Source organism: Acidobacteriota bacterium (assembly GCA_030774055.1).
Classification (GTDB): Bacteria; Acidobacteriota; Terriglobia; order Terriglobales; family Acidobacteriaceae; genus JACPNR01.
In genome coordinates this window covers 1-2472 of the sequence record JALYLW010000153.1, presented here as the reverse complement: position 1 = coordinate 2472, position 2472 = coordinate 1, and the positions used below count along the sequence as shown (strand labels likewise).

Here is a 2472-nt window from a genome sequence, read left to right as displayed (position 1 = left end):
GCCGCTTTCTTTGCGAAAACCGCGCAGCAGTTATCCGCCGCCAACCTTCCCGGGCCGGCGCGCGTTGCCGCCGACCATACCGCGAGCACGCTGCGCGAGCTTGCCGAGGGACTCCGAGTGGGCGGCGTGGCCAAGCACCCGCCACTCGAGGAACTCGAGCGGCGCCTCACCGTGATGGAAGAGAAACTCTTTGCCGTGCTGCTGGGCGCAACGCCCGACGAGATGCTGCTTCGTATCCGCACCGAGGCTGACAAGGAACTCGCGCCCTACAAACGCAAGATGTCCGCTGCGCAGATCGAGCAACTGCTGCGCCAGTACACGCACAAGCGCCTGCTCGAGCTCTACAAGCTGCCGCGGCTGAGCCTGTTCTACATGTAGGGAGTCACCGCGCTCGGCCGCCGCAACGAAAGCTCACGTAGACTGGATATTACCGCTGCGACCCTCCTTGAAGATCACCATCGAAAAACTCGTATACGGCGGCGACGGACTAGCGCGGCTCGCGCCCGAGCCGGGCCGCGAGCGCGGCAAGACGGTGTTCGTCCCGTTCGTGCTGCCCGGCGAAGTGGCAGAGGTGACGACCATGGAGTCGAAGCCGGGCTTCGAACGTGCGCAGCTGGACGCGCTGGTCATCGCATCTGAGAAACGAATCGAGCCCGGGTGCCAGTACTACGGCGCGTGCGGCGGCTGCCATTATCAGCACATCCGGCACGAGGACCAGCTCAACTACAAGTCGGAGATCCTGCGCGAGACGCTGCTGCGCACCGCGAAGCTGGACTGGACAGATGCGATCCGCGCACATCCCTCGCAACATCTCTCGCAAACCTGGAACTATCGCAACCGCACGCGCATGCGCGTGCAGCACGCGCCCTTCGCGCTGGGATATTTCAAGTTCGCTTCGCACGAGCTGCTCGCGGTGGCGAGCTGCCCGATCAGTTCCGAGCTCATCAACCGCGCCATCGCCGCAACCTGGGAGCTGGGTCGCGCGGGCAAGTTGCCGAAGACTGTCCGCGAGATCGAGTTCTTCGTGAATGCTGCGGACGACAAGCTGTTGCTCGAAGTCTTTTTTCAAGTAGACCGTGTCGAGACGAAAACCGGCGAGACTCCGGCCGCCACTGCCGCCGAGACGACGCCCGCCTCCGATCCAAACTCCCCTATTGACACCAAAGCCGTAGGCGAGGCCTTCGCGGCGGCGCTGCCGGAACTGCAAGGCGTGGCGTTCTTCGGCACGCGCATGCGGCGCGATGAGGTCGTATGCGACGATGCCGGGCCGCTGCTCACCTCTGGCACGCCCGAGCTGCGCTACGCGACGGCTGCGGGCGAATTCCGCGTGAGCGCAGGCTCGTTCTTCCAGACCAACCGCTTTCTCACCGACAAGCTGATCGAACTCGTCACCAACGACCGGGCGGGGAAACTCGCGCTCGACCTCTACGCGGGCGTGGGACTGTTCACCGTCCCGCTGGCAAAGACGTTCGAGAAGGTGGTGGCGGTGGAATCGTCGCTGGCGTCGGTGAAAGACCTGCACGCGAACGCGCCGGAGAATGTGCGCGTCTTCCAATCCACCACGGAGCGCTACCTCGAACAGTTGCCTAAGAAGATAAAGCCCGAGCTGGTGGTGGTGGACCCGCCGCGCGCCGGATTGGGCGAGAAAGTCGCGCGCAAGCTCGCCGAGCTGGCCGCGCCGCGGCTCACATATCTTTCCTGCGACCCCGCAACGCTCTCCCGCGACCTGCGTTTGTTGCTAGAATCCGGCTATCGGACCGAGCAAGTGCACGTGATCGACTTGTTTCCCCAGACCTTCCACATCGAGAGCCTGGTGCAACTGGTGCGCTGATCTTCCAGTAGAAGAGCACATGAGGCGGTAAGAAGAACGCACGAGCTTTCGCCAGGCCCGCGCGCGGAGACGACTGGTGAGCTCTGCGGAAGAGCCAGCTCGCGCGCTCGAACTTGTGCCCGGCCTTGCGGGTGGACGGGCTCCATTGTTGCGCGCCCCATTGTTGCGCGCCCCATTGTTGCGCGCCCCATTACTACTCGCGGCCTGCGCATTTTCTGCCGGGATCCTGTTTGCCAGCTACGCCTGGCGTCCGACTCTGTGGTGGCTGCTGCTGGCCATGCTGACGGTAGCGGCGGCGGGCTACTTAGCGCGCCGCGGCCCGCGACGACTGTGGCATCCCGCGCGCCTGTTCATCGCGTATGCCTGCGCGGCGCTGTTGTTGGCGACTTTGGGCGCGCTCGACATGCAACTACGCCCGCCCCGCCTGGGCGACGACCTCACCGCTTATCTCGATGGCAACGAAGCCACCATCACCGCGCACCTGGTGCGCGATGGCATGGTGGCAGAGCGCGGCGCCGAGCAGCGCCAGATCGTGGACGTGGAGACGGAGCAGGTGGAAGCGGCGCAAAGCGATGCCGGAGCGGCCGATCCGGCGGCGCCCGCGCGTACGTTGCGCGCGCGCATACGACTCTCCATCTACT

3 protein-coding genes are annotated in these 2472 nt (G+C 65.0%); all 3 read left to right on the top strand.

Annotated features, from left to right (window positions below; all coding sequences use genetic code 11):
- On the top strand, positions 1–378 hold a 378-nt coding region (locus M3P27_12550; GenBank protein ID MDP9269139.1), incomplete at its 5' end, for a hypothetical protein.
- Between the two features lie 67 nt (positions 379–445).
- Positions 446–1831 (top strand): 23S rRNA (uracil(1939)-C(5))-methyltransferase RlmD, encoded by a 1386-nt coding sequence (rlmD, locus tag M3P27_12545; protein MDP9269138.1) that lies wholly within the window; start codon positions 446–448, stop codon positions 1829–1831.
- A 76-nt stretch (positions 1832–1907) separates the two neighbouring features.
- Positions 1908–2472 (top strand): hypothetical protein (locus tag M3P27_12540; GenBank protein MDP9269137.1); only part of this gene is annotated, 565 nt, incomplete at its 3' end.